26 protein-coding genes and 1 tRNA gene are annotated in these 26,376 nt (G+C 55.0%); 5 read left to right on the forward strand and 22 right to left on the reverse strand.

The features are described 5' to 3' along the window. Positions 1 to 105: 105 nt before the first annotated feature. Together GWK78_01555 and GWK78_01560 are read right to left on the reverse strand one after the other, a co-directional pair. Complete coding sequence (locus GWK78_01555) at positions 106 to 1,065, reverse strand: hypothetical protein (GenBank protein ID QHU93717.1); 960 nt, start codon at positions 1,063 to 1,065, stop codon at positions 106 to 108. Continuing rightward, the gene (locus tag GWK78_01560; protein QHU93718.1) at positions 1,062 to 1,736 is read right to left on the reverse strand and encodes a response regulator; all 675 of its coding nucleotides are present in this window, start codon (positions 1,734 to 1,736) and stop codon (positions 1,062 to 1,064) included. Before GWK78_01560 ends, GWK78_01555 begins: the two co-directional genes overlap by 4 nt. Before the next feature lie 111 nt (positions 1,737 to 1,847). Here GWK78_01560 and GWK78_01565 point away from each other — a divergent pair, with 111 nt between their 5' ends. Genes GWK78_01565 through GWK78_01575 form a run of 3 tightly spaced genes read left to right on the forward strand, consistent with a single transcriptional unit; the run spans position 1,848 to position 4,922 of the window. After that, positions 1,848 to 2,555: an ATP-binding cassette domain-containing protein gene (locus tag GWK78_01565; protein QHU94259.1), complete on the forward strand. Its 708-nt coding sequence runs from the start codon at positions 1,848 to 1,850 to the stop codon at positions 2,553 to 2,555. Further along, a complete protein-coding gene (locus GWK78_01570) occupies positions 2,548 to 3,780 on the forward strand; it encodes an ABC transporter permease (GenBank protein ID QHU93719.1) in 1,233 nt (410 codons plus the stop codon). Before GWK78_01565 ends, GWK78_01570 begins: the two co-directional genes overlap by 8 nt. Before the next feature lie 2 nt (positions 3,781 to 3,782). After that, the gene (locus tag GWK78_01575) at positions 3,783 to 4,922 is read left to right on the forward strand and encodes an AI-2E family transporter (GenBank protein ID QHU93720.1); all 1,140 of its coding nucleotides are present in this window, start codon (positions 3,783 to 3,785) and stop codon (positions 4,920 to 4,922) included. A gap of 25 nt (positions 4,923 to 4,947) precedes the next feature. On the opposite strand, the gene GWK78_01580 is transcribed toward GWK78_01575, so the two are convergent. The 3 genes from GWK78_01580 to GWK78_01590 are packed head-to-tail and all read right to left on the reverse strand — an operon-like array spanning position 4,948 to position 7,389. After that, positions 4,948 to 6,384, reverse strand: coding sequence for a cysteine--tRNA ligase (locus GWK78_01580; protein QHU94260.1), 1,437 nt, complete (start codon positions 6,382 to 6,384; stop codon positions 4,948 to 4,950). Between the two features lie 50 nt (positions 6,385 to 6,434). Then, positions 6,435 to 7,136, reverse strand: a complete 702-nt coding sequence (locus tag GWK78_01585; GenBank protein ID QHU93721.1) for a hypothetical protein — start codon at positions 7,134 to 7,136, stop codon at positions 6,435 to 6,437. Positions 7,137 to 7,143: 7 nt separating this feature from the next. Beyond that, complete coding sequence (locus GWK78_01590; GenBank protein ID QHU93722.1) at positions 7,144 to 7,389, reverse strand: hypothetical protein; 246 nt, start codon at positions 7,387 to 7,389, stop codon at positions 7,144 to 7,146. Positions 7,390 to 7,651: 262 nt separating this feature from the next. On the opposite strand from GWK78_01590, the gene GWK78_01595 reads away from it, so the two are divergent. Then, positions 7,652 to 8,110, forward strand: coding sequence for an NUDIX domain-containing protein (locus GWK78_01595; GenBank protein QHU93723.1), 459 nt, complete (start codon positions 7,652 to 7,654; stop codon positions 8,108 to 8,110). Between the two features lie 290 nt (positions 8,111 to 8,400). Here the strand turns inward: GWK78_01595 and GWK78_01600 are convergent, their stop codons facing one another. The 17 genes from GWK78_01600 to GWK78_01680 all read right to left on the reverse strand — a co-directional run bounded on the left by GWK78_01600 (position 8,401) and on the right by GWK78_01680 (position 24,779). After that, positions 8,401 to 8,748, reverse strand: a complete 348-nt coding sequence (locus GWK78_01600; GenBank protein ID QHU93724.1) for a hypothetical protein — start codon at positions 8,746 to 8,748, stop codon at positions 8,401 to 8,403. A 65-nt stretch (positions 8,749 to 8,813) separates the two neighbouring features. Beyond that, positions 8,814 to 10,382: a ribosome biogenesis GTPase Der gene (der, locus tag GWK78_01605; protein QHU93725.1), complete on the reverse strand. Its 1,569-nt coding sequence runs from the start codon at positions 10,380 to 10,382 to the stop codon at positions 8,814 to 8,816. 57 nt (positions 10,383 to 10,439) lie between these two features. Continuing rightward, complete coding sequence (locus GWK78_01610; GenBank protein ID QHU93726.1) at positions 10,440 to 10,895, reverse strand: hypothetical protein; 456 nt, start codon at positions 10,893 to 10,895, stop codon at positions 10,440 to 10,442. Between the two features lie 280 nt (positions 10,896 to 11,175). Then, entirely contained in the window at positions 11,176 to 11,466 is a 291-nt protein-coding gene (locus GWK78_01615) for a hypothetical protein (GenBank protein ID QHU93727.1), read from the reverse strand. Between the two features lie 166 nt (positions 11,467 to 11,632). After that, on the reverse strand, positions 11,633 to 12,352 hold the full coding sequence (locus GWK78_01620) for a pseudouridine synthase (GenBank protein QHU93728.1): 720 nt from the start codon (positions 12,350 to 12,352) through the stop codon (positions 11,633 to 11,635). 1 nt (position 12,353) lies between these two features. Beyond that, on the reverse strand, positions 12,354 to 13,769 hold the full coding sequence (locus tag GWK78_01625) for a response regulator (protein QHU93729.1): 1,416 nt from the start codon (positions 13,767 to 13,769) through the stop codon (positions 12,354 to 12,356). Positions 13,770 to 13,814: 45 nt separating this feature from the next. Further along, positions 13,815 to 15,782, reverse strand: coding sequence for a PAS domain-containing protein (locus tag GWK78_01630; protein QHU93730.1), 1,968 nt, complete (start codon positions 15,780 to 15,782; stop codon positions 13,815 to 13,817). Positions 15,783 to 15,872: 90 nt separating this feature from the next. After that, positions 15,873 to 17,132 carry an FtsX-like permease family protein gene (locus GWK78_01635; GenBank protein ID QHU93731.1) on the reverse strand — a complete coding sequence of 420 codons (1,260 nt, stop codon included), beginning with the start codon at positions 17,130 to 17,132 and terminating at the stop codon, positions 15,873 to 15,875. Then, positions 17,129 to 17,851, reverse strand: coding sequence for an ATP-binding cassette domain-containing protein (locus GWK78_01640; GenBank protein QHU93732.1), 723 nt, complete (start codon positions 17,849 to 17,851; stop codon positions 17,129 to 17,131). Before GWK78_01640 ends, GWK78_01635 begins: the two co-directional genes overlap by 4 nt. A 54-nt stretch (positions 17,852 to 17,905) precedes the next feature. After that, the gene (locus tag GWK78_01645; GenBank protein ID QHU93733.1) at positions 17,906 to 18,409 is read right to left on the reverse strand and encodes a GNAT family N-acetyltransferase; all 504 of its coding nucleotides are present in this window, start codon (positions 18,407 to 18,409) and stop codon (positions 17,906 to 17,908) included. Between the two features lie 159 nt (positions 18,410 to 18,568). Next, complete coding sequence (locus GWK78_01650) at positions 18,569 to 18,958, reverse strand: nuclear transport factor 2 family protein (protein QHU93734.1); 390 nt, start codon at positions 18,956 to 18,958, stop codon at positions 18,569 to 18,571. Positions 18,959 to 19,088: 130 nt separating this feature from the next. Next, positions 19,089 to 19,163: transfer RNA gene (locus GWK78_01655), tRNA-Glu, on the reverse strand. 45 nt (positions 19,164 to 19,208) lie between these two features. Beyond that, complete coding sequence (locus GWK78_01660; protein ID QHU93735.1) at positions 19,209 to 19,583, reverse strand: response regulator; 375 nt, start codon at positions 19,581 to 19,583, stop codon at positions 19,209 to 19,211. 12 nt (positions 19,584 to 19,595) lie between these two features. Continuing rightward, complete coding sequence (locus GWK78_01665) at positions 19,596 to 21,152, reverse strand: hypothetical protein (protein QHU93736.1); 1,557 nt, start codon at positions 21,150 to 21,152, stop codon at positions 19,596 to 19,598. Next, on the reverse strand, positions 21,104 to 22,243 hold the full coding sequence (locus GWK78_01670; protein ID QHU93737.1) for a DUF3048 domain-containing protein: 1,140 nt from the start codon (positions 22,241 to 22,243) through the stop codon (positions 21,104 to 21,106). Before GWK78_01670 ends, GWK78_01665 begins: the two co-directional genes overlap by 49 nt. 63 nt (positions 22,244 to 22,306) lie before the next feature. Further along, positions 22,307 to 23,767 (reverse strand): glutamate--tRNA ligase, encoded by a 1,461-nt coding sequence (locus GWK78_01675; GenBank protein QHU93738.1) that lies wholly within the window; start codon positions 23,765 to 23,767, stop codon positions 22,307 to 22,309. A 67-nt stretch (positions 23,768 to 23,834) separates the two neighbouring features. After that, complete coding sequence (locus tag GWK78_01680; protein QHU93739.1) at positions 23,835 to 24,779, reverse strand: DUF4367 domain-containing protein; 945 nt, start codon at positions 24,777 to 24,779, stop codon at positions 23,835 to 23,837. An 88-nt stretch (positions 24,780 to 24,867) separates the two neighbouring features. Between GWK78_01680 and GWK78_01685 the strand changes: the two genes are divergently transcribed. Then, the gene (locus GWK78_01685) at positions 24,868 to 26,355 is read left to right on the forward strand and encodes a PEGA domain-containing protein (protein QHU93740.1); all 1,488 of its coding nucleotides are present in this window, start codon (positions 24,868 to 24,870) and stop codon (positions 26,353 to 26,355) included. Positions 26,356 to 26,376 lie beyond the last annotated feature (21 nt).

Consider the following 26,376-nt stretch of genomic DNA (forward strand, 5'->3'; position numbering starts at 1 on the left):
TTTCTGGTGAGGCTCACCTCACCGTAACTTATTACACCATGGCATTCTGAAAATTAGCTGAAAAATTGTAAAAATGTCAAAAAAAGTCACGCCACCAGAGGTGAATTACAGGGTTTTTGGCAGCGAAATGGTGAACGTTGTCGTGCCTTTACGGCTGGCGGCGGTGAGTTGGCCACCGAGGGCGCCGGCCAGTTGCTTGGCGAGGCTGAGGCCGAGGCCGTAGCCGCCGGTTCGCTGATCGCCAGAGAAAAATCGCTCAAAAATATGCGGCAAGTCGCGCGCCGCGATTTGGCCATCGTTCGTCAGACAGACAGTGATACGGTGATGGACAGCCTTGATGTCAACCTGGACGCGAGACTTACGCGGGCTGTGACGCAGGGCGTTGTCGAGGATGATGGCGATGAGTTCGCGGACGATGAGACGGTGGCTGGTCAGGGTGATGGCCTCGTCGGTGATTAGCGTGGTGCGCGCATCGACCTTGCGTTCAGTGATCAGCTTTTTGGTGAGGTCGGTGATGTCAAAGATCTCGGTGGTGGTTTCTAATTGTCGATTGGCAGACGACAATTTGAGCAGCGTCTCGGTCAGTTGCGTCAAACGGTCGGTCTCTTCGAGCGTACTTTGGAGCGTCTGGCGAAGCGATGCTTTGCTGGCGCGCTGGTCGGACAATGCCAGCTCGGCCTCAGCTTTGATGACGGCCAGTGGCGTGCGCAGCTGATGACTGGCGTTGGCGGTAAAGCGCGACTGGGCGTCATGTGCTGCCTCGATCGGCTCGAGCGTCCGTCGGGCCAATATATAGGCACACACACCGCCGCCAAGCAGTACGATGAGGTTGAGATAGCCGAGGCTGATCAGCAGGTTGGTGGTCGAGATTGATGGATGGTCGCGGATGATGGTGGTTTCGGTGTTACCATCAGTTTTGTGATGCTTACTCCAGTTATTCAGCTGGACGTCAAGCTCGGAGCTAGCGACTTGAAAGATGATGCCGCTAAATAGCAAGCTGACGGTCATCAGAATGAGCAAGTACCAGCCGGCGAGCTTGAGCGTTGCTGAGAAAAATAATTTCACTCGCCAGCCTCCAATTTATAACCAAAGCCGCGCACGGTGTGAATCAGTGGCCGGCGAAATGGCTTGTCGATTTTCTTGCGTAGCTGCTTGATATAGGCCTCGACGTTGTTGGGTAAAATATCGGCATCAAAATCCCACACATGGGCGATCAATGTGTCTTTGCTAAGCGTCTGGCCGGGGTGGCGCGCCAGGTATTCGAGGAGCGCGTACTCCTTGCTGGTCAGGTCGATCGAGGTGCCGGCGCGAGTGACGGATTGCGTTGTCTGGTCGATCACGAGATCAGCGATCTGGAGCGTGTCCGGTTGCTGAATCGGCGGGCGGCGAAGGAGCGCTCGCACGCGGGCGGTGAGTTCGGCGATGGCGAAGGGCTTGACGAGATAATCATCAGCGCCGCTGTCCAGGCCGAACGTCTTGTCCTCAGTCGTCCCCAGTGCCGTCAATAGCAGAATCGGCATATCCTTGCCCTGCCCGCGTAAATCCTGCACGATGTCCGTGCCGCTCCGTCCCGGTAGCATCCGATCAACGACCAACAGATCGTACGGCTCGCTCATCGCCATATTCAGCCCCTCATCTCCGTCATGCGTCACGTCCACGGCATGATGCTCACGCCGCAGCGCCTCAGCAATGATCCGGGCAATCTTTCGTTCGTCTTCGATGATAAGGAGGCGCATGAGTATATTATATCAAGGTATGGTAGTATAATAAGCAGAAAGAAAGGGAGATATATGGGACGAGATACAGCAAAACAGCAGCAGCCGATTGTCGAGATTCGTCATTTTCAGATGGCGTTTGGTGACAAAACGGTCATCCAGGACCTCAGTTTTGAGGTGCGACGTGGCGAGGTGTTTGGATTCTTAGGCAGCAACGGCTCGGGAAAGACGACGACACTCAGGGCGCTACTGGGGCTATACGAGCCGACGGGTGGCGAGCTGCTGGTTGATGGCAAACCGTATACGGTTGAGGATAGCGTCAAGCTAGGCTACCTTCCGGAGGAGCGTGGCCTGTACAAAAAAGAAAAAGTCATCGACACCATGATTTACTTTGGGCGACTAAAAGGTTTGAGCCAGGAAGAAGCTCGTACGTTCTCCATGAACTACTTGGAGCGAGTCGGTCTAAGCGACAAGGCAAAGACTCGGCTGGACAAATTATCAGGCGGCCAGCAGCAAAAAATTCAGCTGGGCGTGACCATCATGGGTGACCCAGAACTGCTTATTTTGGACGAGCCGACCAAGGGTTTTGACCCAGTTAATCGCCGACTACTAATGAACATCATTGAAGAGCGCCGCAAGGCTGGCGCGACGGTGATATTTGTCACCCACCAGATGGAAGAGGTTGAACGGCTATGTGATCGGCTGATTCTATTAAAAGACGGTCGATCAGCGGCGTACGGTACGCTGGCAGAAGTGAAAAAACAGTTCGGCGGTGCGTCAATGGATGATATTTTCGTCAAGGTTTATGGCGGCGAGAAGCAGGAGGTACGTCATGAGTAAGATGCATAATTTGGGAATGGTGTTCAAATTTGAAGTGCTGCGCACTCTGAAAAAACCGACCTTCTGGCTGATAGCGCTGGGTTTTCCGGTTATGATCGGATTGATTTTCGGTATTGTTCTTTGGTCAAATCAGGCGACTAAAGAGGCGGCCGATAAGCTTCAAGAACAAAAATTTAGCATTACTATGACAGATCATTCAAAGCTAATCAAGCCGGAAGTCGCAGCGGTGATGAAAGTCCAATCAGTTGACTCCGAAGCTGAAGGTATCGAAAAAGTTAAACGCCGTCAGACGGATGCTTATTTCTATATACCGAAGAATCTTGAGAAGGACACGATCAGGATATACGGCCAAGATACGGGGGTTTTTGAGAACAATAAGTACGAGGCAGTTGTCCGCACACTACTGAATCAGTCGGTTGATAGTAGGGTCACCGGATCGGAAGCGGCAGTGATCAAGCAGAAAATTAATTCGTCACTCAAGACCTATAAAGACGGTAAAGAAAGCGGCGGTGTGAACGAGATGATCGTGCCAGGGTTCTTCCTGGTGCTGTTTTATATGCTCGTTGCCTTCTTTAGTAATCAGATGCTGACGAGTACTGTCGAGGAGAAAGAAAATCGCACTGTGGAGATGTTGCTGACAACGGTGCAGGCCAGGACGTTGATTATCGGCAAGATTTGGGCGTTGATCGCTCTATCGCTGATTCAGGGGATGGTTATCGTTGTGCCGGTGTTGATTGGCTATTTTGGATTTGGTTCGCAGCTGCACTTGTCTAACTTTGATCTATCGCAAATTGTGTTTGATCCGACGAGAATCGCTGTTGCCGCTGCGCTGTTTGGTGCGAGCTTTACCATGTTGACTGGTCTGTTGGTAGCTATGGGGGCAATGATGCCGACCGCCAAGGAGGCGAGTTCGTGGGTTGGCCTGGTGATGATACTGCTGTTTGGGCCGCTGTATGCCGCGTCAGTATTCGTTTCATACCCAGAGTCAACCTTCTCAATGGTTATGTCATACTTCCCGCTTACGGCACCAATTCCGTTGATGATTAGGAATACGGTCGGCAATTTGTCGCTCATTGAGGCCTTGATCGGCGTAGCGGTCTTGGTGGTGTCTGCGGTACTGATCATGATGCTGGCGGTGCGGATTTTCCGCTACGGTGCGATGTCCTATGACAGCAAGCTATCTCTGTCGGCGTTGCGGATGAAGCGAAAAGCTGATAAAGTTTAAGTATGAAAGTACGCATTGAAATAGACACCAAAACATTTGTGCGGTTTTGGCTGGTGGTGATTGGCTTTGGGCTGGCGGGGCTGATGATTTATTCGGCGCGGGATGCGCTGATGGTGCTCGGGACGGCGTTGTTTCTGGCGCTGGCATTGAACGCGCCGGTGCGTAAGTTGGCGTCGTGGCTACCTGGCAAGAGTCGGCTGGGCGGGACGGCGTTGGCGTTTATGCTGCTGATCATTATCTTGACTAGTGTGATTTGGTTTGTGGTGCCACCGCTGGTGCAACAATCGGCTAAGTTTGCCGAGACGCTGCCTAGCCTCGTTAATGGTGTTAACGAGCAGTGGCACGGGCTGAAGGGCTTTGTCGAGCAGAATGGTCTGCAGCCGCAAATTGATTCGCTGATGAATAATATCCGCGGCCAGGCATCCAGTTGGGCGGCGAGTTTCGGCGCGAATATTCTCGGTAGTATTGGCTCGCTGGCATCATTTTTGGCATCGGCCTTTCTGGTGCTGGTGCTAACGTTCTTGATGCTGCTGGAGGGTCAGGAATGGATGGAGCGGCTGTGGCGGCTGTATCGGGATGAGCAGCGGCGCGACCATCACAAGGTGCTGGTTGGCAAGATTTATAACGTGGTGACTGGCTACATCGTCGGGCAGCTGACGGTGTCAGGGATCGGCTCGCTGTGCGCCGGGGCGTTTGTGTTTGGCATGAGCTGGTTCATTCCGGAGATCGCGGCCAACTTGGCGATGCCGACGATTCTGCTGGTGTTCCTACTCAGCCTGATCCCGATGTTTGGGGCAACGATCGCCGGTGTGGTGGTGGGACTGATGCTGATGCTCAATAGTGTGTCGGCGGGCGTCATCTATCTCATCTATTTCGTGATCTACCAGCAGATTGAGAATAATTTTATCGCGCCAGTCATTCAGGGCAAGAAAGTCGAGCTGTCGGCGCTGGCGATCTTGGTGGCGGTGACGGTGGGGCTGTATGTTGGCGGCCTAGTTGGTGGTGTGGTGGCTATCCCGATCGCTGGGTCGCTCAAGGTGCTGATGGATGATTATCTGGCGCATAATCGCGAGCCGCAGGCGCCGCCTCGCCGCTCGCCGCTAAAAAAGGCGCTCAAAAAAGCCGCCAAGGAAGCCAGCTGAGTAAGCGGCCGAGAGATTATCGGGATTATCGGTACGACCAAACTTGACCAGATGGGGTGTCGCGTAGCGCGATGCCCTTTTCGTCGAGTTGAGCGCGAATATCGTCGGCAGCTTGCCAGTTCTTGGCGCGGCGAGCCTGCCGACGCTCAAGGATAAGCCGCTTCGCTTCATCATCAATGTCTGGCGTGCCGTCCATCAGCCCTAGGCCCAGCACCTCGTCGACCGCCTCGAGTAGCTGCAATAAACCACCGCGGTGAATTTTCTCCAACGGCGCATGATCCAGCCGTGAAAAGGCCTCGTCGATCAGCGCCACGGCTCCTGGTGTATCCAAATTATCATTCAACTTTTCAACAAGCGCCTGCCGCGCTGCCAATAGTGACACCGTGCCCTCCCGCTCATCTTTCTCGTCGTCATCATCCAGCGTGTCGTGCGTCTGGTGTCGCAGCGCCGCATAGCCGCGCCAATGGTCCAGCCGCGCCTGGGCTGCCTCCAAAATTTCCCAGGTGAAATTGCCCTCGGTTTGGTAATGCTTGCTGAGGATTGCCAGCTTAAAGGCCATCGGACTAAAACCGCGCGCCGTGATGTCACTGAGAGTGATGATGTTGCCGAGCGACTTACTCATCTTGCGGCCATCTACCTTGATGTGGTTATTGTGCAGCCAAATTTGAGCAAATTGCTGCCCAGTCAGACTCTCGCTCTGAGCAATCTCGTTGGTGTGATGTACCGGAATGTGGTCGATGCCGCCGGTGTGAATGTCGATTGTATCACCTAGCGTCTCCCGAGCGATCGTCGAACACTCTAAATGCCAGCCCGGAAAACCGACGCCCCATGGACTATTCCACTCCATGTCGCGCTTGGCGTCTGTCGGTGAAAATTTCCAGACAGCGAAGTCGGTGATGTTGCGCTTGCCCTCGACGCTGACTCGCGCGCCGGCTTCTAGTCCGGCTATGTCCAGCCGCGCGAGTTTGCCATAATCCGGCAGCCGCGACGTATCAAAATACATACCGTCGCCGTCAATCTTGTACAAAAATCCCTTCTCGTCTAGCCCCTTGGCAAAGTTAATTTGCTGCTGGATATAGTCCGTTGCCCGGACTAAGTGGTCGGGCCGTACCAGTTTCAGCACCTCGTAGGCTTCGTGGTCGGCGATAGCGATGTACTGCTCGGCCACGTCCCAAGCGGTTTTACCCTCGCGGCGCGCCCCCTTCTCCATCTTGTCCTCGCCATTATCATCATCGCTGGTCAAGTGTCCAACGTCGGTGATATTTTGCGTGCGAATAACCGAGATGTCCTGCCAGCGCAGTAACCGCACCAATACATCCCAGTAAATATAGCCGACCCAATTGCCAATGTGCGGCTGTGAATACACCGTCAGCCCACAGGTGTACATGCGAACCGTCTGCCCGTCGAGCGGCGTCAGTTTGTCTTTACGGCGAGTGAGGGTGTTATGGAGATTCATAGAAATATTGTAGCGCAAAACGGGTGGGTTGGCGAGTTACTTCGTCGCTTGGACGACTAGGGCCACTCTACATCAGCGAGAACTGGAATATGGTCAGACGGCACCTGGTGGTTTGGCTTGGCTGGGGAATATAGTGTCGGTACTAGGTATCCGGCGGCCCCTCTAAGAGCGATCATATCAATTGAAACAGCCTCGCCGCTAATCCAGGCAGTCGGCATTTTCCCAACTAGGTCGCCAAAACCTGCCTCCGTAAGGCGCCGTCGGACTGGCCCGCCCGGTTGATCATTGCAATCAGCCAGGATAATCGCGGGCTGTTCACCGAGATGCTCGAGAAGCTCACGTGCCTGTCCGAGGCCTTTATGCTGCGGGTCATCAGTCGGCGACCACTTAAGGTGAGTATTAACGACGGCGATACCACCAAGTTGTATAATTTGCGCGACATGACCAGACTTATCACCAAACGCAAGCATCTCAGATGAATCGACAGTAATATCGGGGTGTACCAAGGTTAGGCAGCCATCCGGCTTGTTATTGTCCTTTTGTCGCCAAAAGGTTTGCCATGCTCCATCCCGATTGATTGACTTGGCGAGTACATCATCAACCTCTTGGAGTGCAAGGACATCGACGCCGAGAGAGTTAATAAGTGTCTGTAGTGGCTCAATTCGACTGCCAGGTGCTTGAAGTTTAAAGTCGGGCGGCAGTGAATCTCCGTAGTGAATATATTTATCCGCTAGAACGTTGAAGGTGCCGACGCGCATAGAACTCCTATCCCTTCACTGTATACGCTACACCGATTTCCAGTGTGGCGCGTTCAATCCAATCGTCATGACGATCAACTTGTTTCGAAAGTGCCAGATGCTCGGTTTGGTTAGTGTCGAATATGCCGGCTTGACGGTCGAGGGTGGTGTAGATGTTGTCAATTTTTCGGTTAAGTTCGGCAAAGCTTGTCTTGTTCTCCTCGCGAAGCTTGCTGAAGAGGTGGCATAATTGTTGCATGGTTGGATCACCCATATATCCAGTATAATACATTAATGAAAATAGCCCACCGAACGAGCTCAAACCAGAACTGGATATATCTCAACCCAGGAAATGCAAGTAATGCATCTCAACCAGTTTGAGCCCAGTCGGCGAACTATTTTCGGCGGGCGGCCCTGCCCCCCCGTCGCAACTGAGCGCTACCCCCCGTATCCCAGTCGTTATCTGGGTGGCTGTAGGATCTACCCGTACCTATGGTATGATGACTCTAGGAAGTGTAAGGCGAGAAAGGTGATATATGGATACAACATTGTTTCAGTACTGTCAAAAAATAGTGCTATTCAATCAAGACGGCTCTGCTGTGCTGCTCGCTAGGCGCCGCGGGGAGGCTGATTATGATGGCGTGTTCTCGTTTATTGGCGGTAAGTTGGAGTCGACGGATGGTGGCCTGGTGAATGGTCTTCGGCGGGAGAAAAATGAGGAAATTGGCTCGGCTGCTAAAATTGCGGTGGTAACGAGTATCAGTGTTAATGAATATTTTGTCAAAACTAATGGACAGGCCATGGTGCTGCCGCACTATTATGCCCGGTTTATTGGCGGTGAAATTACGCTCAATGATGAGTATTCTGAGTATCGGTGGGTAAACCTACGTGAGTTAGATCGGTTTGAACCAAAGATTGAGACAGTTGCCCCTATGATTGAGGCTGTCCAAAAAATTATGCGAGTTGCCACCGAGGCGGATTATCGAGAGATATAGACATGTATTGGCCGCCCCCGCTCGCTTAAATGCCGGCCTAGATTTACGGTATTTTCTGTATCGAGTTCGCTTTCGTCGTTTCCGACTCATCAGCATAGACACGCATTCATGGAGCGAACATGACAAGCAGAGCTGACAGAGGTTCGCGGGAGGCTAGTCTTTCGGGGGCCAAAAGGCTACAATGAGTACCCATCCTGTGTCCTTTGTCTTGTAGCAGTTTGCATGCGCTACGGGCAGGATAGTTTCCAGACAATGTCTTAGGCCTCCCTCCAAGAGACCTCTTGCTAATTCTAAGGGGTGTTGACCGGTTCCTGGTATAATCCGCATCCGTCTGCAAGACGGCTCCACTTTCGCCGCCACCGCCATGGCATGTCGGACAGGGAGATTGATGCAGATATAGTTGTCTCTTCTTTGGAGCCTCCCTCAGCAAGGGTTTGTATCACCCGGCGGCGGAGCTGCGCGATTGCTTGCATCCACTTAGGGGTCGGCTCCAGTTGGCGTCCGAGCTCGGCGGCCTCACCTCTGACACGCTGCAGGAAAGCTTCCTCCTGTCTGCGCCGTTCGGCGATGCGCCAAGCCTTAAGTTCTTCTTGGTCATCGCGGTAGTCCTCAATAGCCTTGCGTGAAATTTGCTCCATACCTGTTATATATCACTAATAGAATAAAATGTCAATGAAATTGAGGTAGAAATGTGGCATAATAGCTATTTTTCAGCGTTTTTAGCTTGTTTGTAGGCTTTGGTAACTGGTGCCAGGCCGCGAGCGACGCGTTCGCGGTTGGCTTTCAGTTGCTTTTCGTCGCGGAAAGATAGTTTAATGGGCGTGCCGGCGAAGTTGAAGGCTTCACGCAGGGTGCGTTCGAGGTAGCGTTTATAGCTCCAGTGGACGAATTTGAGGTTGCTGCCGTAGATGACGAACCATGGCGGGGCCGTGTCGGTCTGGACGATGTAGCGGAGCTTTGGATGCGAGTTCTTTAGGCCGGCTGGCGGATGAGCGGCGACGGCTTTTTGCAAGAGGTCGTTGAGGACGCGGGTCTTGCATTCTTGGCGGCGGCGAGTGTGGATATCGAGGGCGAGGTCGAACAATTTGGCGACATTCTGCCCAGTGACTGATGAAGTGAAAATCAGCGGTGCGTAGGGGGTGAATTTGAAATGATAGCTGATTTGCGGTGCTAGTTTGTCGTGAGTGTAGGCATCTTTGCCTTCGACGGAGTCCCATTTGCTGACGACCAGGACTAGCCCCTTGCCTGCTTCGTCGATGATGCCGGCTAGGCGCTGATCAAGTCCAACGTTCAATTCGTTGACGTCCATCAAGAGGAAGCAGATGTCGGCTTCGTTGATGGCCTGCATAGTGCGTAGGACGGAGAACTTTTCGATGCCGGTTTCTTGTTTGCCCTGGCGGCGGATGCCGGCGGTGTCCAGTAGTTCGATGGTCTGGCCGTGGTAGCGGACTTGGACGCGGTTGACGTCGCGGGTGGTGCCGGCGACGTTGGCGACGATGGCTTGCTGCTTGCCCGCTAGGGTGTTGAATAGGTTGCTTTTGCCGACATTTGGCCGGCCGATGAGGGCGACGCGAATGATGTCGTCAGCTTCGGTTTGAGTGGCTGGCGGAATGAGATCGGCGATGTTGTCGAGCAGCTCAGAGATGCCGATGTTGTGTTCGGCGGAGGTTTTGATGATGGTTTTGATGCCGAGACGCTTGAATTCGTCGGTGTGGAGCGAGCCTTTGAGGTCGGCTTTGTTGGCGACGAGGAGGACGGGCTTGCCGCTTTTGAGGGCTTTTTTGGCCAGTTGACGGTCGGCGTCTGATGGATAGACGGTGGAATCGACCATGACGAGAATGACGTCGGCAGCGGCGGAGGCATCAGCGATTTGGTCTTGGATGGTGGCTTCAAATTCGTCTTCGGTGGGTTTGAGGCCGGCGGTGTCGATGAGCCAGAATTCGGCGTGCGTGTCTGCTGCAGCGCGCCCGCCAGCCGTCTCCTCCGCGTCGAATGCATCCGGCAACGCCGTCCGCAGAGCTATCGACTTGTCGGAGAGGCTGGCGGTTGTGTTCGCGCCAGGCTCCAGCGCAGGAGGTGTGGCGCTTATCGCAGTCTTCTCAGGAGATGAGACGCGGCGTTTGTATGAGACTTTGCCAACAACGTTGTCGCGGGTGGTGCCGGCTTCGCGGGCAACGATGGCGGTGCGGGCGCGCGTCAAGCGGTTGAATAGCGAACTTTTGCCAACGTTAGCTTGGCCGATGATGGCGACGGTAGGTAATGTATGAGACATAATTACGCCTATTATACCAGAGGTGTGGGGTTTTGGCGAGGATGAGCGTTATGAGGCTTAATTACTATTTGTTGGGGTGGTTGTCGCTTCAATGCTTGGTACAGGACTAGTTGGTGTTGGCGGGGTGTAACCGCATTCAGGGCTGTTAGGGATGGCGGTGATGCTGCCTGTTCTTGAATTAGCGTTGTAATATCGATACAACAGCGTAGGTCCATTGCAGGCTTTTGCTATATGTGAGTAAGCACTCAATTCCCCTTCCTCGCAGTCGTCGCCACCAGCACAGCCTTTATCAACAATCTTCCAATCAAGATCGGGGTTGCCTCTTGAATCTGTCTTCGTGTCAGCCGCAGGGCTTTCCTGCTCTTGTGCTGTACTGGTTACTTCCGTCTTTTCTTTTGGTGCGCAGCATCCTGACATAAATAGTGCAGTGGTGGCCACAGCACCAAGTACTGCTCCCGCTTTTTGCCATAATGATTCGTTGCCACTATTTGGAAATTCTGATGTATTGCTCACGACTACTCCTTTGTACGCTCTGTATTTATGATATTAGATTATACAATTTGTGTGAGGCTATAGCAAACTAATTCGTTAGAATTCCCTACGCTTACTGGTGGCCGTGGGTAATCTGCAGACGTGCGTAATAGGGGCGTGGGGTTTTGGCGAAAGGCAATGAAAATAGCCCACCGAATGAGCTCAAACCAGAACTGGATATGTCTCAACCCAGGAAATGCAAATGATGCATCTCAACCAGTTTGAGGTCAGTTCGGTGAGCTATTTTCGGTGGGCGTTAGCCCTATCTCTTTGAAGCCTCCTTTCTCTTGATGTCGAAGAGACTCAGCATCGTGATCACCCCCGCAGGGGCGATCACGATGACGATGTAGATCGTCATCGCAATGATGAATCCCCATCCTCTTGCCCAGGTGGCGAGGAGTAGCGGGAATAGTGTGGCTGCGAACCAAAAGAGGATCCCCGCTCCCCGGAATCTCAATTCGTCGGTGACGGTGCAGACCGCGGCCGTTGCCGCGATGGTCGCCCCCACAAGGAGGATCGCGATCATAATGATCATCGGCGCAAACTGATTCACAATCTTTCCTTTCGGTAGAAGAAAAAGCTCAAAGCTAAAGGGCGACTTCCCGCTCTTTATCGAAAACTTTGAGCTGAAAGCTGATATATATCACTAATAGAATAAAATGTCAATGGATTTTGTCAAAAATGTGATATAATATGCGTTTTTTGGCACCTGAGGAGGCCTAGTTAGTCAGTGGACCTTCGGTAAATTCCCCGCGTTTGATGTCACCGAGGGTGTAACTACCAAAATCTGTTCGGTGGAGTTTGGTGACAGTGTAGCCAAGGGCGGCGAAGGTGCGGCGGATTTGGCGGTTGCGGCCTTCGCTCATCTGGACGATCCAGCGGTGGTCGTCGCCGTCGTGCTGGCGCTCCAGCGTCAAGCGGCTGGGCCCGTCAGGTAGTTGCACGCCAAAGTCATTGATCATTTGTCGGTGGAGCGGCTGGAGTGGCTGGTCGAGTGTCACCAGATAGCGCTTCATTTTATAAAACGACGGGTGCGTCATCTGATGGGCAAAGTCGCCGTCGTTGGTGAGGAGAATCAGTCCTGAGCTATCTTTGTCCAGGCGACCGACGGGCTTGAGGTGATGAAGGTTTTTTGGCAATAATTCGTAAATGGTCGGTACGCCGCCCTGCGAGGCGCGCGAACAGAGGTAGCCGATGGGTTTATGGAGGAGGATGAGTTGGTGGGTTTGGGCGGTGAGTCGTTTATTGCCGTGGCGAACGATGTCGGTGGTGGTGATGCGCTGACCGAGCTTGGCGGGCTGGTCGTTCACGGTGACCGTGCCCTGCTCGATCAGTTCGTCAGCCTGACGGCGCGACACGCCAAGTGCCAGCGCCACGAATTTGTTGAGGCGCTGGGCGGATGAATCGGCAGAATCGGATGCTTGCGTTGGTGTAGTCATACTAGGAGGCTACTGGTGGCTGCGGCGGAAAGGCGTTGGTCGGCGGCTGGGGGGCTGTTGGCTGTGCTGGCTCTGTCGCGGGGGATGGCTCTCCTTTAGGGGTCGAGGTCTGCTCTGGCTCAGGCGTTGGGGTCGAGGTTGGATCAGTTGGCATCGGTGCCGGGGTGGGCAGGACGAATGGTGTATCGTCATCTTGTGGCTGTGATGATGCCGCGTTGGCGAGCTCGGCATTGATTGCGGTACCGGCATCAAGCGGCTGGTCATCGGCTGGCGTCGGTAGCGGCTCGAGTGCATCAAGCGTCAGGTCGCCGTGCGGCCCCGCCATGGCATCAGACGTTGGTAGCGTGAAGTCGTCTGAATCTGGCGTTGGCTGCGGCGAGGCCTGTATAGACTCGAGCTGGTCGCTGAGCTCCTGCTCCATCATCTTGGACATGTCCGGCTGTGGCTCTTGGCTCAGCGGCTGGATCACCCGCTCACCACCGTGGCTGGTCGGCTGTGGCGATGGTGATGAGACTGGCGCTGTTGGCTCTGGCAGGGCGTCGGCCGGGGTGGTCGGTGCTGGCCCAGAGACCGGAGGTTGCTCTACCTCGGGTGCTGGAGTTGGCGCTGGGTCGGTTGGTGTCACTGGTTCTGTGGTGGCCGGCTCGGCGGTTTGCTCAGTCGATGCGGATGGAGCTGCCGGCGTCGGCGCGGCGCTCGGCAAGACGAACGGCGCCGGGTCAGTTGCTGGAGGGGTCGAATTATCTGGATTAGCTTGAGTGGGCGTGGTAGCTGAGCCATCCTGAGTTAGCGGGGCCATCGGTGCAGTCGGTGCTGGGGTGACAACTTGTGTGGCGATTGGTCCAGCGAATTTATCGCTTTCGAGGACTGTGCGCTGCTCGGCGGGGACGGCAGAAATTTCATCTAAAAACTGTCGAGCCTGCGCGTCGGCAGCTGCTATCTCTGTCGGTGATGGTAAGGTGACTGCCGGAGCGTCTTGCTGGGTGGTTGGCGCGCCAGCTGCTGCTACGGGTTCTGCGGCCGGCTCGGGTGCAGGAGTCGGTTCTGGCGCGTCGCCGAGTACTTCGTGGACCGTGCGCACCACGTCCTCGATGCCGACTTGCGACTTGACGAGGTAGCGATCAGCGCCGAGGGCTTCGCCGCGTTGCCGCTGGTCCTCGGATGAGAGTGCGGTCATCATGATGACTTTCACGTCGCGTGTCTCGGTGGTCGAGCGCAAGATATCCAGCATGTCAAAGCCAGAAATCTTGGGCATCATCACGTCACTGACGATCAAGGCCGGGCGTTCTTTGATAGCCATAGCCAAGGCCTCTTCACCGTCGCCCGCCGAAACGATGTCGTAGCCCTCAGCTAGTAACCTGACGCCGTAAATCTCGCGCAGGCTTTTGTCGTCTTCTACTAGTAAAATCTTTGTCATAACTACCCCTACTATACCGAAGTTTGCGCCAAAATACTATAGTGGTTATGGTTTTTGTTCGGCGGTTGGCGGCTCTGGAGCGGTAAGCGGTGCTGGTGTAGCGGCTTGTTCAGGCGGTGCGGAAGGTATGGCGGATTTGACAGCGGTCGGTTCAGATGATGTCGTAGGCATCAGCGACAGCGGAGTAAAGTTTGGCGGCGGTACCGGAGGCGTGGCTGATTTAGTGAGGACAGTGGCAGTGGCGTCTGGTTGCGTGGCGTTGATCGGGACGGTCGGCTGGACAGCGACGGCGGTTGGCGGCTCGGTGGTTAGTGGTGGAGCAGCCGGTGCGGGAGTGGTTGGTAATTGGCGCATAGCTTCGTCGGTGCGGGTGCGAGGAATCTCGAGAAAGAAGGTGCTGCCTTTGCGGTATTCGCTGATGACGAATAAGCGCCCAGACATCGCCTCGGTCAGGCGGCGGCTGAGATACAGGCCGAGGCCGGTGCCACCGATCTCGCGGGTGTCGGAATTGTCGACGCGGTAGAACTTTTGAAAGAGGTGCGGCAGGTCTTCGGCGGGGATGCCGATGCCGCTATCTTGGACGCTGATGGTGATTGTTTTGTCATCACCAGTGATATCTACAACCACTTCCCCGTCGGGCGTGTATTTGATGGCGTTTTCGATCAAGTTAGAAACAACTTCGCGGAGGTGATCGGCGTCGACGTTGGCGTAGTAGGCTGGCTGGATGGTGGCAGCGGTGTCCGGGCGGAAGGTGCAGACGAGGCCTTTTTCGGCGGCACGTGGTGCCAGGCCCTCAAAAATCTCGCCGACGAAGGTGGTGATATTGATAATCTGTGGCTCGTTCTTGAGGCGTCCGTCTTCGGCGCGGCTGATGTCAAGTAGATCCTGGAACAGTCGACCGAGGTGCTGGGCCGAGGCGTGGGCCTTGGTGATGAAATCGCGCGCCTTGTCGTCGATGTGGGCGGTGGCTGGGTTGAGGGCCAGGCCGAGATAACCCTCGATGGAGGCAACGGGGGTGCGCATTTCGTGGCTGGCGGTAGAAATGAATTCGGCTTGCTGGCGCTCCTCGGCTTTTTCCTTGGTGATGTCGCGAAAGACGACGATGATGCCTTCGCTATCTTTACCAACTGGTGAGGCGACGATGGAGACGAGGATTTGCTTGTCCGAGGCAGTGCGGAGGAGTAATTTGTCGGAGTGTGCCGGCCGATTATTGATCAGTGATTGCATGACCGGGTTTTCGGTGACGGTGACGTCTTTGCCGTCGGCGGTGACGAGTTGAATGACGCTTTGCCATTTGAGGCCGAGGGCGTCGCCTTGATTCCAGCCGATGATCCGCTGAGCCGAGGGGTTGATTAGCTCGATATTGCCCTCGCGCGAGATGGCCAGCACGCCGTCGTCGATAGTATTGATGACAATGTCAGAGGTGCCCTCGGCGGTGGATAGCTTGGTGCGGAGTTCAGAGATGTCGCCGAGTTTGCTGACGCGCGGCTGATGGCGCCAGATGATAAAGCCAAGAGCTAGTGGCGCCAGGCCAAAAAATAGCGCGCCAATCGTGGCGATAGGGCTGGCGTGCTGGGTGATGGCGGCAGTGGTGATGGCGGTGACGACGAGGAGGCTGATGCCGAGGACGACGGGCCAGCCAAAGAAGCCGGCGAACACTGCGGCGCTGAGCCAAGCGGCGGCGAATGGCGAGGCCAAAAAGCCGCTGGTGGCGACGAGCGAGCCGACGGCGAGGATGATTAGGCCGTAGACGGCGATGGATACGGCGGTGATGGCTTGTCGTGGTAGCCACAGGCAGAGGATGAGCGCGGTGAGGCTAACAAGAGCGCTGATAGCGGCGGCGAGGTCAGTGATGGCTTCGCCGATGGGTAGCCGGTAGCCGGTCGGGATAAAACGCGCCCAAGCATAGAGGAGGACGATGACTAGCCCGACGAACAGAGCCGCCTCGCATAGTCGCCGCAGCCAAAATCGCGACAATTCACCGACCTGCGAAATATCCCCCGCCCACTTCATGCTTGTATTATAGACCGAGACGAGCAAAAATGATACCCACATTGAGCCACGTCACGGCAGGTACGTATTCAGCTGCCCCGAGAGGTGCACTTAGCCCTTCCCCAAAATCGCCTCGAGCATTTTCATCCGCGAGGCCATGATGGCGGGGATGGCACCACTGATGATGGCGACCACTAGCACAACCTCGGCACGGAATAGCAATTCCCACCACGATATGTTGAGCGTCACGTCAGCAATTGGCAGACTGAACGGATGTGCCACCACATATGGCACCAGCCCACCGAGGAAAATTGCCAAGCCGACCGCTATACCGCACACCGCATAAAATAGCGCCAATAGGACATAGCTAAAGACGATCACTCGCGGCTTGACGCCAATCGCCCGCTGAATGCCGATTTGCCGCCGCTTGTTGATGATGTCAACGTAAATCACGATGAAGATCGTCACCGCCGCAATGATAATGCCGACTATCAGCATAATAGCGTTGAGCGACTGAAAACTACCGGTAATCGTATCCATAACCGTCGCTCCGTCGCGCCAATCGTGAACGCGCAGGCCCGGATAGTTCAGGTCAGTAAGCGCTCGTTGCACCGACGCCTCCTTGCCGCGGCTGGTGCGCACGACGATCATGCTGGCATCGTTTTCGCCAGCTGTCAAATGGCTCGGTATGCCGCTGGTGAGCTTGCGCCACAAATCGCGCGAGATGTACGCTTGAATATCTGCATTATAAAACTTTGTCGAGGTAATACCGCCGACCTTAACGTCGACCTTTTTACCGTTAACATTTATCGTTACCCGATCGCCAACTTTAACCCCCTCGAGCGAACCTCTCTCGAGCAGCCGGCTACCCAGCACGATCTCGTCGTCACCCACCAAAAACGTTCCGTCCGACACGCGGTTAGCGACCTCCAGGGTTTGGCGAAAGTCTCGTGGATTAACGACATTGATCCGAGCCTGTACCTGCTTGTCATCGTTATATCCTAAGACCGCCGGTACAGCCAGGATTTTGTCAGCCGCCGTCACGCCGTCGATGCGTTTGATTTCAGCCAGCTTATCATCAACGTTGGTGATGTACTCGCCGGGCTTTTTGACATCAATATAGGCCTCGCCGACCATCAGATTCTTGATCTGCGATTCAATCGCCGACGTGACGCCAGCTAGCAGCGACGATATGAAGGCCAGATTGATGAATGCCACCGCCACCAGCAGCGTCGTCAGGCCCAGCGTCCACTTACGGCCGCGCACGATGTACTGCCGCATCAATCGCCAGCCTAGCAAGAACTCGCGCCACAGATTGTTCTTGGGCTGGCGTGGCGTTTGCGTTTCCTGCGTTTTGCGAGCCTGGCTCATAGTAGCCTCCCGGCTGAAGGTTTGCGCTCGCCTTTTAGTTTGCCGTTTTCAAACACGATTTGCCGCTTGGCATAGGCTAGCTCATCAGCTTCATGCGAGATCATCACCAAGGTTATGCCGCTGGCATTAATTTCCTTCAATGTTTCCATGACATTTGTTGAGGCAACCGTATCTAGGTTAGCCGTCGGCTCGTCGGCAAAGATAATGTGCGGCTCATTGACCAGAGCCCGGGCAATCGCCACGCGCTGCTGTTCGCCGCCAGATAATTGCGATGGCAGATGGCGCGCTCTGTCCTTCAAACCAACACGATCCAGTTCGTGCAAGGCTTTTTGTCGGGCAATCTTCGCCGAGCACCACATCAGCCGCGGCAACATGACGTTTTCTAGGGCGGTGAGCTCACGAATCAGGGCGTACTCTTGAAAAATATAGCCAACTTGGCGCAGGCGCAGTTCAATTCGCTGTTTTTCTGGTAGCTGAGTGATCTCTATCGCCGGTGTCTCGTCACCCCTACTATCAAACCAAATCGTGCCGCTATCAGGGCGATCTAGCATCGCCACCTGATGCATAAAGGTCGATTTGCCCGAACCATTGCGCCCCGTGATCATCAGAAAATCGCCGTGACGAATCGAAAAACTGACGTCCTTGAGCGCACGCGTGGCACTATCACCCGAACCGTACGTCTTGCTGAGATGCTCAATGGTAAGAATTTCGCGGGCCATAGTATCAGTATAGCGCGCGGTGGGGCGCCGCTTCAAGCCGAGATCCCGAAAAACCTACCACAGTTTTGTTATCATTTCTACTTCGCGGGCCGTAAGACCATATTTTTCATAGAACGCTATGGCGGGCTGATTGCCGCTCAGCACTTTTAGCCGCAAGGTATCGCAATTTTTACTCTGGAAATAGCGCTTCATTTCGTCCAGCAAGGCTCGCCCGATACCGCTGCCGCGCTGTTCTGGCTCGACATAGAGCAGCCCGATCCAGCCGTCTTTTCGCGGCTCATGCACCGCATCGAAAACGGCGTCCTGACCAGGCCGATGATCAATAATCACGCCCTGAATAAAGCCGACCACCTGGCCATTCTCCTCGGCAACATACATCGCGCCGTTCATATCCTCGCTATCGTCAATCATCCGCTGCATATAGCCGTGCGCGTCTCGCGGGCTAGCGAACGGCAGCGATTCCGCTGTATCGTCAACCTGCGCAAAATGTGCGTGCAGTTTGATCGCCAGCTCATCGATTGCGGTACGGTCTTTGGGGTGGAAGGGGCGGATTGTCATAATGAAATCATACTATGGTGGAGTATCAATGGCAAAACTCATGTTGTCGCTAAAAAGGCTCACCTAACTAGAACGATTTGATTTTTATTCTTTAGCAAAAATCAATTATTATATCATTGTATATAATTTTTTAATTGTTTTACTAGGGATGAATTTGATTTATTCCCAAAACTTATCTTCTTCGTCTTGTTGTTCTGCAAAAGTCCACACTTCTTGTATCTTGCCATTATCTATTTTGAATAGGTCAATACCCGGGTCATTTAGTTTTTCACCTTCTTTTTCAGCTAAAGAAACGACACTGGCAGCCACAAAACAGTCATTACTTGCAGCCCAATTTGTAATTACTCTAAATGTACCATTACTTCTTTTGATAAATTCTCCTAGACGCTCTCCTAGCGCCTGTTTTCCTTTAACAATTCCTGAAAGTGGACCCTCTCCTCCCATGTGCCATACAATATCATCGGACATCGTTTCAAAAACTGCTTCAACGTCTCCCTTTGATAATGCTTCTGTATAAGCATTAAATACTTTCATGACCTCATTTTTCATAGCTGTTCTCCTTTCATTTTTTGAGAAATGTTTTTCTCTTACTGTCACTATACATTACGACTCAGAAACTTTTACAAAGAAAACGGGCGATTATAATCTTATATCACCCAAGTGCAGGTATGAAAAGGTTTGGTGACCCTACCGGGAATCGAACCCGGGTTGCTGGGATGAGAACCCAGTGTCCTAACCGCTAGACGATAGGGCCGCGTTAAAGCTACCGGGTCATTATAGCATGGTTAGCCGGGGGTGTCTAGCCCATCTTGTTGACGACGTCGATCAGCTTGCGGGGCGTGATGTCGGCCTTGATGAGGTAGCCGTCAACGCGGTTCATGATGGCGGATTTGGTGGCGTCGTCCTGCTCAAAGTTAGTCATGATGAGGATTTTACTGTTGGGAATCAGGTCGGTATCATCAGAGCGCAGAGCGTCCAAGATTTGGTCGCCGCGCTGTTCAGGTAGCATTAGATCAAGGATGATCAAGTCAAACGGCTGACTCCGGGCCATGACTAGCCCGTCATTACCATCGACCACCCACGTCACGTCATAGCCAGCTTTTTGCAGGCTACGCACATACATCTCGCCGATAAAGCGGTCGTCCTCAACGCACAAGATTGTTTTGATCGCCATACTTCCCTCCTCTTATCCTCGATACATAGCGTGATTTTTTATCCAGCCACCGCCCTGGCGGATCAGATTGCGATTGAGCTGTCCGTCCTCGAGCAGCTTGTCCTTGACGGCGGCGTACACCGGCACGGTAAACGAAAAGACCGAGCCTTCGTTCTCTTTGGAGCGAGCGGTGATGTGGCCGCCGTGACTCTCAATAAAGGCCTTGCAGATATAGAGGCCGATGCCGGTGCCGGAGACGGTTTCGCGGCTGCGGTGCGAGCGGTAGAATTTGTGAAATAGATTTTTGACGACGCTCGGTGGCATGCCGACGCCGTTGTCGGTGACGGAGACTTCGATAAAATCGCCTTTTTGTTCGGCGTTGACAGAGACGGTGCCGCCCTCAAAGCTGTACTTGATGGCGTTATCGATGAGGTTGGAGATGACTTCGCTGATGCTGGAGCGGTCGGCAGCGACGGTCGGTAGGTCGCTTGGGATGCTGATGTTGAGCAAGCGGTGCTGCGTCGATGCGCGCAGCTGCATGTCGTCGGCGATCGAGCCATAGATGTCAGAAAGCGAGTCCTCGGCAAGGTGGATGCTGAGGTGGTGGCGGTCGAACTTGGCGACGTTGAGAATGTTATTGATATAACCAGATAGGCGGTTGGCAGAGACCGTCAGTCGCGCCAGCAGCTGCGGTTCGTCACCCTTGAGTCGGCCGGCCAGCTCCTCGGCGAGGACGTCGAGATAACCGCGGATGATGGTGATCGGGCCGCGGAGTTCGTGGGCGGCGAAAGAGATGAAATTGAGGTCTTCTTCCTCGGGCAGATATTGGGCTGAGCGGTCGATGAGGACGATGACGGTCTCGCCGGGTGCGTCTTTTTGGTAGGAGGCGATGATGTCAAAGAAGCGAGTTTTTTTGAAGGCACCGTTGGTAGTGGCGACATGGCGCCAGGTCCGCTCGGCGGAGACTTGGCGGGCGTCAGCGTCGCTGAGCCAGGCGTCGAGCGACTGCTCGTTGAGAAAATCCAGCGCCAGATACGGCTGGCCGTCGGCGTCAGTGGCAATTGGTGCAGCCTTGTTGGCGGAGATGATGCGTTTGGCGGGGTCAAGGACGATGATGCCGCAGCTGGTGTGATTGAGCGCTTGGGTCAGTAGCGCGTCGGGGCTTGGCGGTGGTGCGGGTTGAGTCGGCTCGTCGTAGATGAGTTCAAGGACGGTCTTGAAGCCGGTTTTGGCGTGTTGCTCGGCGTTCGGGTTTGGTAGCGGCGTGGTGGTGCGCTCGCCGCGTTTATGGATCAGGGCGGTCAAGATATCATCAAGCGGCCGACCGGCAATGATGATCAACATGGTCGAAAAAAGACTGCCGACGATGAAAATCGTACCAGTGATTAGCCAGAACGCTGGGTGACTCCACGAGGTGACGCTGGTGACACTGAGAATCACACCGCCGATGAGCGCTACGGCTGCCTGCCCGGCCAGTGTGCAAGCGAACAACATGCGCCGGTGGTATCGTCGAAAGCTGCAAATTGACGTGCCGCCAGCTATCATCGCCACGTGACGGATCCCCGCCCGGGCGTAAAGACGCCGATCCATGTTTGGCCGCGATTCAGGGTAAAGTCTTTACCATTTTCATCAAGCAGTTTGAGCGGTGCGGTGAGACTGTCTTTCTTCCAGGTGGCAGCCGTAGCGGTACCGTTTTGGAAGACGGTCGCCTTGCCCGAGCCAATGGTGACGGTGTCCTCGTAGCCATCTGGCCCGACGCGTCGCTCGAGCGGTGCTTCGAGAGCAATGACGACGCGTGGGGCGATCTGGCCGCCTTCCCGATCGGCGTGCGGCGCGCCAGCTAGCGAGCGTTTATAGGTGTTGGTTGCCTTGTTATAAGCATAGGCGGTGTTGTAGGTGGCGCCGCTAAAATTGAGCTGGATGGTAGTGGCGTTCGGTGTTTCGGCCGGTTTGCCATCACCGCGCTTGAAGCCGGTAAATGATGACTCTTTGAAGCCTTTAGCGGCGTTGAGGGCATCAAGTTTCTCACCGGATGTGTAGACATTGTGTGGGGCGCGGCGGTCGCTGGCCCGCCAATAACTGCCGCCGTTAAAGAATTGGTCGATGTCGCGGTAGCCGCTGCTGCGGACGGTGTCGAGGGCGTTTGAGCTGCCGCCAACATGGGCGATGGAGGCTTGGTATTGTGCCCCCCAGCTGAGGTAATAGAGGCGAAGGCTACGGACTGGGCCGATGAGGGCTGGCTTGGCGCCCTGATAGACAGCGAGGAAGCGCGTGATGCCGCCCTCGGCAACCGCCTCGTAGACAATGCCAGCTCTTGATAAGCCGGACTGTGGGCGAGCGTCGGGACTGTTCTCGATCATGACACCAGTGACGGGTTGCTTGGTGGCCGCTTCATCAGCGACCTCGAGGCCGGTGAGCGGTGAGTAGAATTTGGTTGGCTTTTTCTTGGCAGTGAAGAACGGTAGACCGCCGTCGTGCTGGACAGAATTGATAGCGACGATGAAAATACCAGCGATAACCAGCGAGGCGGTGATGAGGACAATCGCCCACAAGTGCTTTTTACACCATTGGGCAAACGAGCGTTTTTTGGCCGGGGCGTTTGGTGATGCCGGCTCAAGTTTAGCTGATTTTACCGTCGGTTTTTTGGCCGCGGTGGCTGGGCGAGGATTCTTGATGTGCATGGGTTTAGTATAGCATAAGCGACATGCGGTGGTAAACGGAGCAGTGTGCTGGCCAGTTGGTGTCTATGGCGTAGCAATTACTGATAGACTCACGCCCGCCGAGAACGCGGTAATTCCCCGCTCAAGCCGCGCCAGCGTGCGCTCGCGGCCGATCAGCGCCAGCGTGTCATTCAGCTGCGGGCTAAACGGCGCCCAGGTGATGGCGATGCGGATGAGACTAAAGAGAATGCCGGGCTTTTGGCCTGTGATTTCCAGCAGTTCGTTTAGCCGAGTTTGAATTGTGTCTGGTGTCCAATCGGTGAGCGTGGTGAGTTCGTGGTGGGCAGTCTCTAGCAGCCTGCGCCGTTCGCTCTCAGATAACTTCTTGAGCTGCTTGTTGCCGTCAATAAGTTCCATGTTAATCTCGGGCTCCGCAAAAAAGTAGCCAAATCCACCGAGGTCACGCAGGGTTTTTACGCGGTCTTGCGCCAGCGCTAGGACGCGCCGGCGATACTCCTCGTCTGCCCCAACTGCGCTGTCCGGCCAAAAATCATTAACCCGCTCGGCCAAATCATCCAGCGTCAGCGAGCGGATAAACTGCCCATTCGTCCACAGCAGCCGCTTTTCGTCAAAGCGAGCGCCCGAGCGCTGCACGCGGCTGAGGCTGAATTTGGCGGTCAATTCGCTCATGGTGAAGGTCTCTTGCTCGGTGCCGTCGTTCCAGCCCATGGTGGCGATAAAGCTATCCAGCGCCTCTGGCAGATAGCCATCACGGATATAATCCAGCACGTCTTTGGCGCCGTCGCGCTTGCCTAATTTCTTGTTACCCTGCTCGTTCATGATGTGTGGCAGATGCGCGAACACGGGCCGCGGCAAGCCCAGTGCTTCGTAGAGTGCCAGATAATTTGGCATGCTGGAGATGAATTCTTGGCCGCGAATGACGTGAGTGATATTCATCTCGGCGTCGTCGATGATGTGGGCAAAATTGTAGGTCGGGTAGCCGTCAGACTTGATGAGGATGAAGTCGTCAACGACCTCGGGGCTGGTGGTGACGTCACCCATGACCTCGTCGTGATAGGTGTAGCTTTTGGGCTCAGCCTTGAACCGCAGCGGCGTGGTGCCATCCCAAGCTGGTGGATTGTCGGGGCGATGGTCGCGGTAGCGAAAGGCACGCTTCTCGGCCTGAGCGGCGTCACGAAACGCTTGGATTTGCTCGGGCGTGTACGGATCAGCGTAAGCGCGGTCGGCGTCAATTAATTTTTGTGCCCACTGGCGGTAATGCTCGAGCCGCTGGCTTTGGACGTACGGTCCGTGTGGCCCACCAATGTCTGGCCCTTCGTCGTAGTCGAGGTGCAGCGCCTTGAGGCTGGCGATGAGATGCTCGCGGCTGCCGGCAACTTCGCGGGCCTTGTCAGTGTCTTCGAGGCGCAGGATAAATTGGCCGCCGGCCTGCCGGGCGACGAGAAAAGCAAATAATGCCGTGCGAATGCCGCCAACGTGTAAAAACCCTGTTGGCGAGGGTGCGAAACGAGTGCGTGTAGTCATGGGGTGATTATAGCATGAGGCCGCAGCGCTGGTAAACGTGAGGGGTGTGCGGTGCTTACGGGGCTGATTATAAACTAGTGGCAATTTTGGTGATCTGCTCGCTTGACAATGCCCCGCCGAGGGTGATTTGGTAGAGGACGCCGCCATTGATCCAGCTGGCCGTCCGGTCGGTGCTGTAAATAGTCAGACCGCCGGCGGTGGTGGTCTGGACGTCGCCGCCGTCGGCGGTCAGGGTCTCTTTGAGGGCGGCGGAATTGAGCGAACTTTTTTGCTGGGTGATGGTGTAAGATTGGCCGCCGTCAGCGTAGGCGAATTTCATGCGGACTTCCCCGCTCTTGAAGGTAATCGGGCCGCTGAGGGCATAGCCGGTCGGTCGATAGCCGGGGTATTTGGCGTTAACACCAGATTGGATGGCGGCGATACGGGTGGAGATGTTAGGCATGCCAAGATACGTAAAATAACCACCGATCAGCATGATAGCCAAGCCGACGGAGGCGACTTGCAGCCAGCGACCGATGCGGCTCTTTGGTTTTTTAGCGCGGCGCGGTGCTTTTTGCGGCGTGGTTGCACGCTGCAGGGCTTCGGTGATGGCTTCATTTTTGAGAACGGCGGCTGGCTTGGGTGCGAGGATCGCCGGATGCTGTTTGGCTGGAGCTTGGTTTGGCTGGATGATACGAGTCGAGTGATGAGGCGGTGTGGTCGGACTGCGGCGAGTTGCAGTTCGGGTGGTCTGATGAGGCTGCTCGGCAGCACGAGCCTGGGCGCGCACGACAGTCGGGTGCGGTTCGGCTGGACGGTCGCGTTTGGTTGGTTGTGGCGGGATGGTTGGCGCGGACGGTGCAAATTTATTGACATGAACGCTCATCGGGACTGTAGTGTTTCGTGTGACGTCAGGACGGCTGGCCAGGCGACGCTTGGCGTGCGACGGCGCAGCAACATGGCGGCGACTGAGCGTCGTTGACTTTTGACCGGCAGTTTTATGGACGGTTTTATGGATGATTTGTTTGTTCATGAACCCCTCGTATTCCTAATGCTTATTGTTTATTGTACAAAGAGGACATGCTTTTTGCAAGGGGCGAAATGTGGTATAATCTCTCATTATGTATCGAAAGCAAAAGCGCGGCCTAGAACTTGCTCGCAGGACGCTGATCTACACAATTATGGTACTGGCGGTATGTACGCTGGCATTTATTTTGATTTTTCATACGCTTGGCTATCAGCTAGATCTCAAGACACAGACAGTTGAGCAGCGGGCGCTGGTGCAGTATGATTCGCGGCCGCAAGGCGCACGGGTGTCCGTCGATGGCATGGAGCTCGGCAAGACGCATATCAAGGGCATGCTTCCCGAGGGGCAGCATCAATTTTCCATGCGGCTGGATGGCTATGACGAGTGGCGCAAAGTTGTCGAGGTCAAGGCCGGCACGCTGACCTGGCTATCATACGCGCGGCTAGTGCCGAGCGAGCGAGTGGTGAGCTCGGTCAAGGAATTTTCGTCGCTGGCCTCGGTGCGATTTTCGCCAAATTGGCGGTTCATGCTGGGTGTGATGCAAGCGACCGATGCGCCAAAGATCGTTTGGGGCGATTTGCGCGATTCGGATAAGCCAAAGTTTAATGAGGTGACGCTGGATACGTCGGTGGTGGCAGGCTATGGCGGTCAGTCGACGGCGCATGCGCTCAAGATTGTTGAGTGGGATTCCGGTAATCGCTACGCCATTCTCAAACACACCTACGTGGTCGAAGGCCAAGGCGAAAAGGTCCAGTGGCTGAAAGTCGACCGCGAGAATAAGACAGTGGTTGATATCGCGAAAGTGATCGGGCTGGAGCTAAAAGACGTGCGCTTCCTCGGTGAGAGCGGCAACGAACTGTATGTACTACAATCGAGCGGTGAACTGCGGCGAGCGGACTTAAACGCGGCGACGATTTCTGCGCCGCTGATCAGTCATGTGCAATCGTTCTCGGTGTATGGTACGGATTATATCACCTACGTCGGGACGAATGGCACGAGCAAGCTGCAGCTGGCGGGTATTTGGCGTAAGGACTGGACTGAGCCAGTGGTCGTGCGGCGACAGACTGAGGCGGAGGCTTCGACGCCGTTGATGATCAAGTTCTCGCGCTATGATAATAAAGATGTGCTGGTGGTTGGCGTTGGCTCGGCGGTGACGCTGCACATGGGCGCGGCGCTGGACGGGTCGAGCTCGTCGGCATCAAAATTACTCAGCCGCGTCAAGTCGATCACCGCCGGCGAGCAACTGACTGAACTAGATCTGAGCGGTACCGGGCGGTTTGTCTTGATGCGAACGGGGGCTGGTTTTATGAGTTATGATATTGAACGGCAGTCGATGTCGCACGATACGGCGCTGCCGACGGGGACGGTGCTTGACTGGCTGGATGATTATCACGTGTGGAGTGTTGAGGGTGGCAAGCTGGTGATGCGCGAGTTCGACGGCGCTAATCAGTCAACGATGCTCGAGGCCAGCGAAGGGTTTGATGCGTCACTGTCGCACGACGGCGACTGGTTGTATGCTTTCCGTCGAGCCGATAACGGCACGGTGACGATGTCGCGGCTGCGAATGACGATCAAGCGCTAAGTGCTAATTTGAATCTTATTG

It is taken from the genome of Candidatus Saccharibacteria bacterium oral taxon 488 (assembly GCA_010202845.1).
Classification (GTDB): domain Bacteria; phylum Patescibacteriota; class Saccharimonadia; order Saccharimonadales; family Saccharimonadaceae; genus Nanosynbacter.

Coding starts and splice junctions, on each gene's coding strand:
- GWK78_01560 (QHU93718.1), bottom strand. CDS start 1,736: ATGCGCCTCCTTATCATCGAAGACGAACGAAAGATTGCCCGGATCATT.
- GWK78_01565 (QHU94259.1), top strand. CDS start 1,848: ATGGCGTTTGGTGACAAAACGGTCATCCAGGACCTCAGTTTTGAGGTG.
- GWK78_01570 (QHU93719.1), top strand. CDS start 2,548: ATGAGTAAGATGCATAATTTGGGAATGGTGTTCAAATTTGAAGTGCTG.
- GWK78_01575 (QHU93720.1), top strand. CDS start 3,783: ATGAAAGTACGCATTGAAATAGACACCAAAACATTTGTGCGGTTTTGG.
- GWK78_01585 (QHU93721.1), bottom strand. CDS start 7,136: ATGCGCGTCGGCACCTTCAACGTTCTAGCGGATAAATATATTCACTAC.
- GWK78_01590 (QHU93722.1), bottom strand. CDS start 7,389: ATGGGTGATCCAACCATGCAACAATTATGCCACCTCTTCAGCAAGCTT.
- GWK78_01595 (QHU93723.1), top strand. CDS start 7,652: ATGGATACAACATTGTTTCAGTACTGTCAAAAAATAGTGCTATTCAAT.
- GWK78_01600 (QHU93724.1), bottom strand. CDS start 8,748: ATGGAGCAAATTTCACGCAAGGCTATTGAGGACTACCGCGATGACCAA.
- der (QHU93725.1), bottom strand. CDS start 10,382: ATGTCTCATACATTACCTACCGTCGCCATCATCGGCCAAGCTAACGTT.
- GWK78_01620 (QHU93728.1), bottom strand. CDS start 12,352: ATGACTACACCAACGCAAGCATCCGATTCTGCCGATTCATCCGCCCAG.
- GWK78_01625 (QHU93729.1), bottom strand. CDS start 13,769: ATGACAAAGATTTTACTAGTAGAAGACGACAAAAGCCTGCGCGAGATT.
- GWK78_01630 (QHU93730.1), bottom strand. CDS start 15,782: ATGAAGTGGGCGGGGGATATTTCGCAGGTCGGTGAATTGTCGCGATTT.
- GWK78_01635 (QHU93731.1), bottom strand. CDS start 17,132: ATGAGCCAGGCTCGCAAAACGCAGGAAACGCAAACGCCACGCCAGCCC.
- GWK78_01640 (QHU93732.1), bottom strand. CDS start 17,851: ATGGCCCGCGAAATTCTTACCATTGAGCATCTCAGCAAGACGTACGGT.
- GWK78_01645 (QHU93733.1), bottom strand. CDS start 18,409: ATGACAATCCGCCCCTTCCACCCCAAAGACCGTACCGCAATCGATGAG.
- GWK78_01650 (QHU93734.1), bottom strand. CDS start 18,958: ATGAAAAATGAGGTCATGAAAGTATTTAATGCTTATACAGAAGCATTA.
- GWK78_01660 (QHU93735.1), bottom strand. CDS start 19,583: ATGGCGATCAAAACAATCTTGTGCGTTGAGGACGACCGCTTTATCGGC.
- GWK78_01665 (QHU93736.1), bottom strand. CDS start 21,152: ATGGATCGGCGTCTTTACGCCCGGGCGGGGATCCGTCACGTGGCGATG.
- GWK78_01670 (QHU93737.1), bottom strand. CDS start 22,243: ATGCACATCAAGAATCCTCGCCCAGCCACCGCGGCCAAAAAACCGACG.
- GWK78_01675 (QHU93738.1), bottom strand. CDS start 23,767: ATGACTACACGCACTCGTTTCGCACCCTCGCCAACAGGGTTTTTACAC.
- GWK78_01680 (QHU93739.1), bottom strand. CDS start 24,779: ATGAACAAACAAATCATCCATAAAACCGTCCATAAAACTGCCGGTCAA.
- GWK78_01685 (QHU93740.1), top strand. CDS start 24,868: ATGTATCGAAAGCAAAAGCGCGGCCTAGAACTTGCTCGCAGGACGCTG.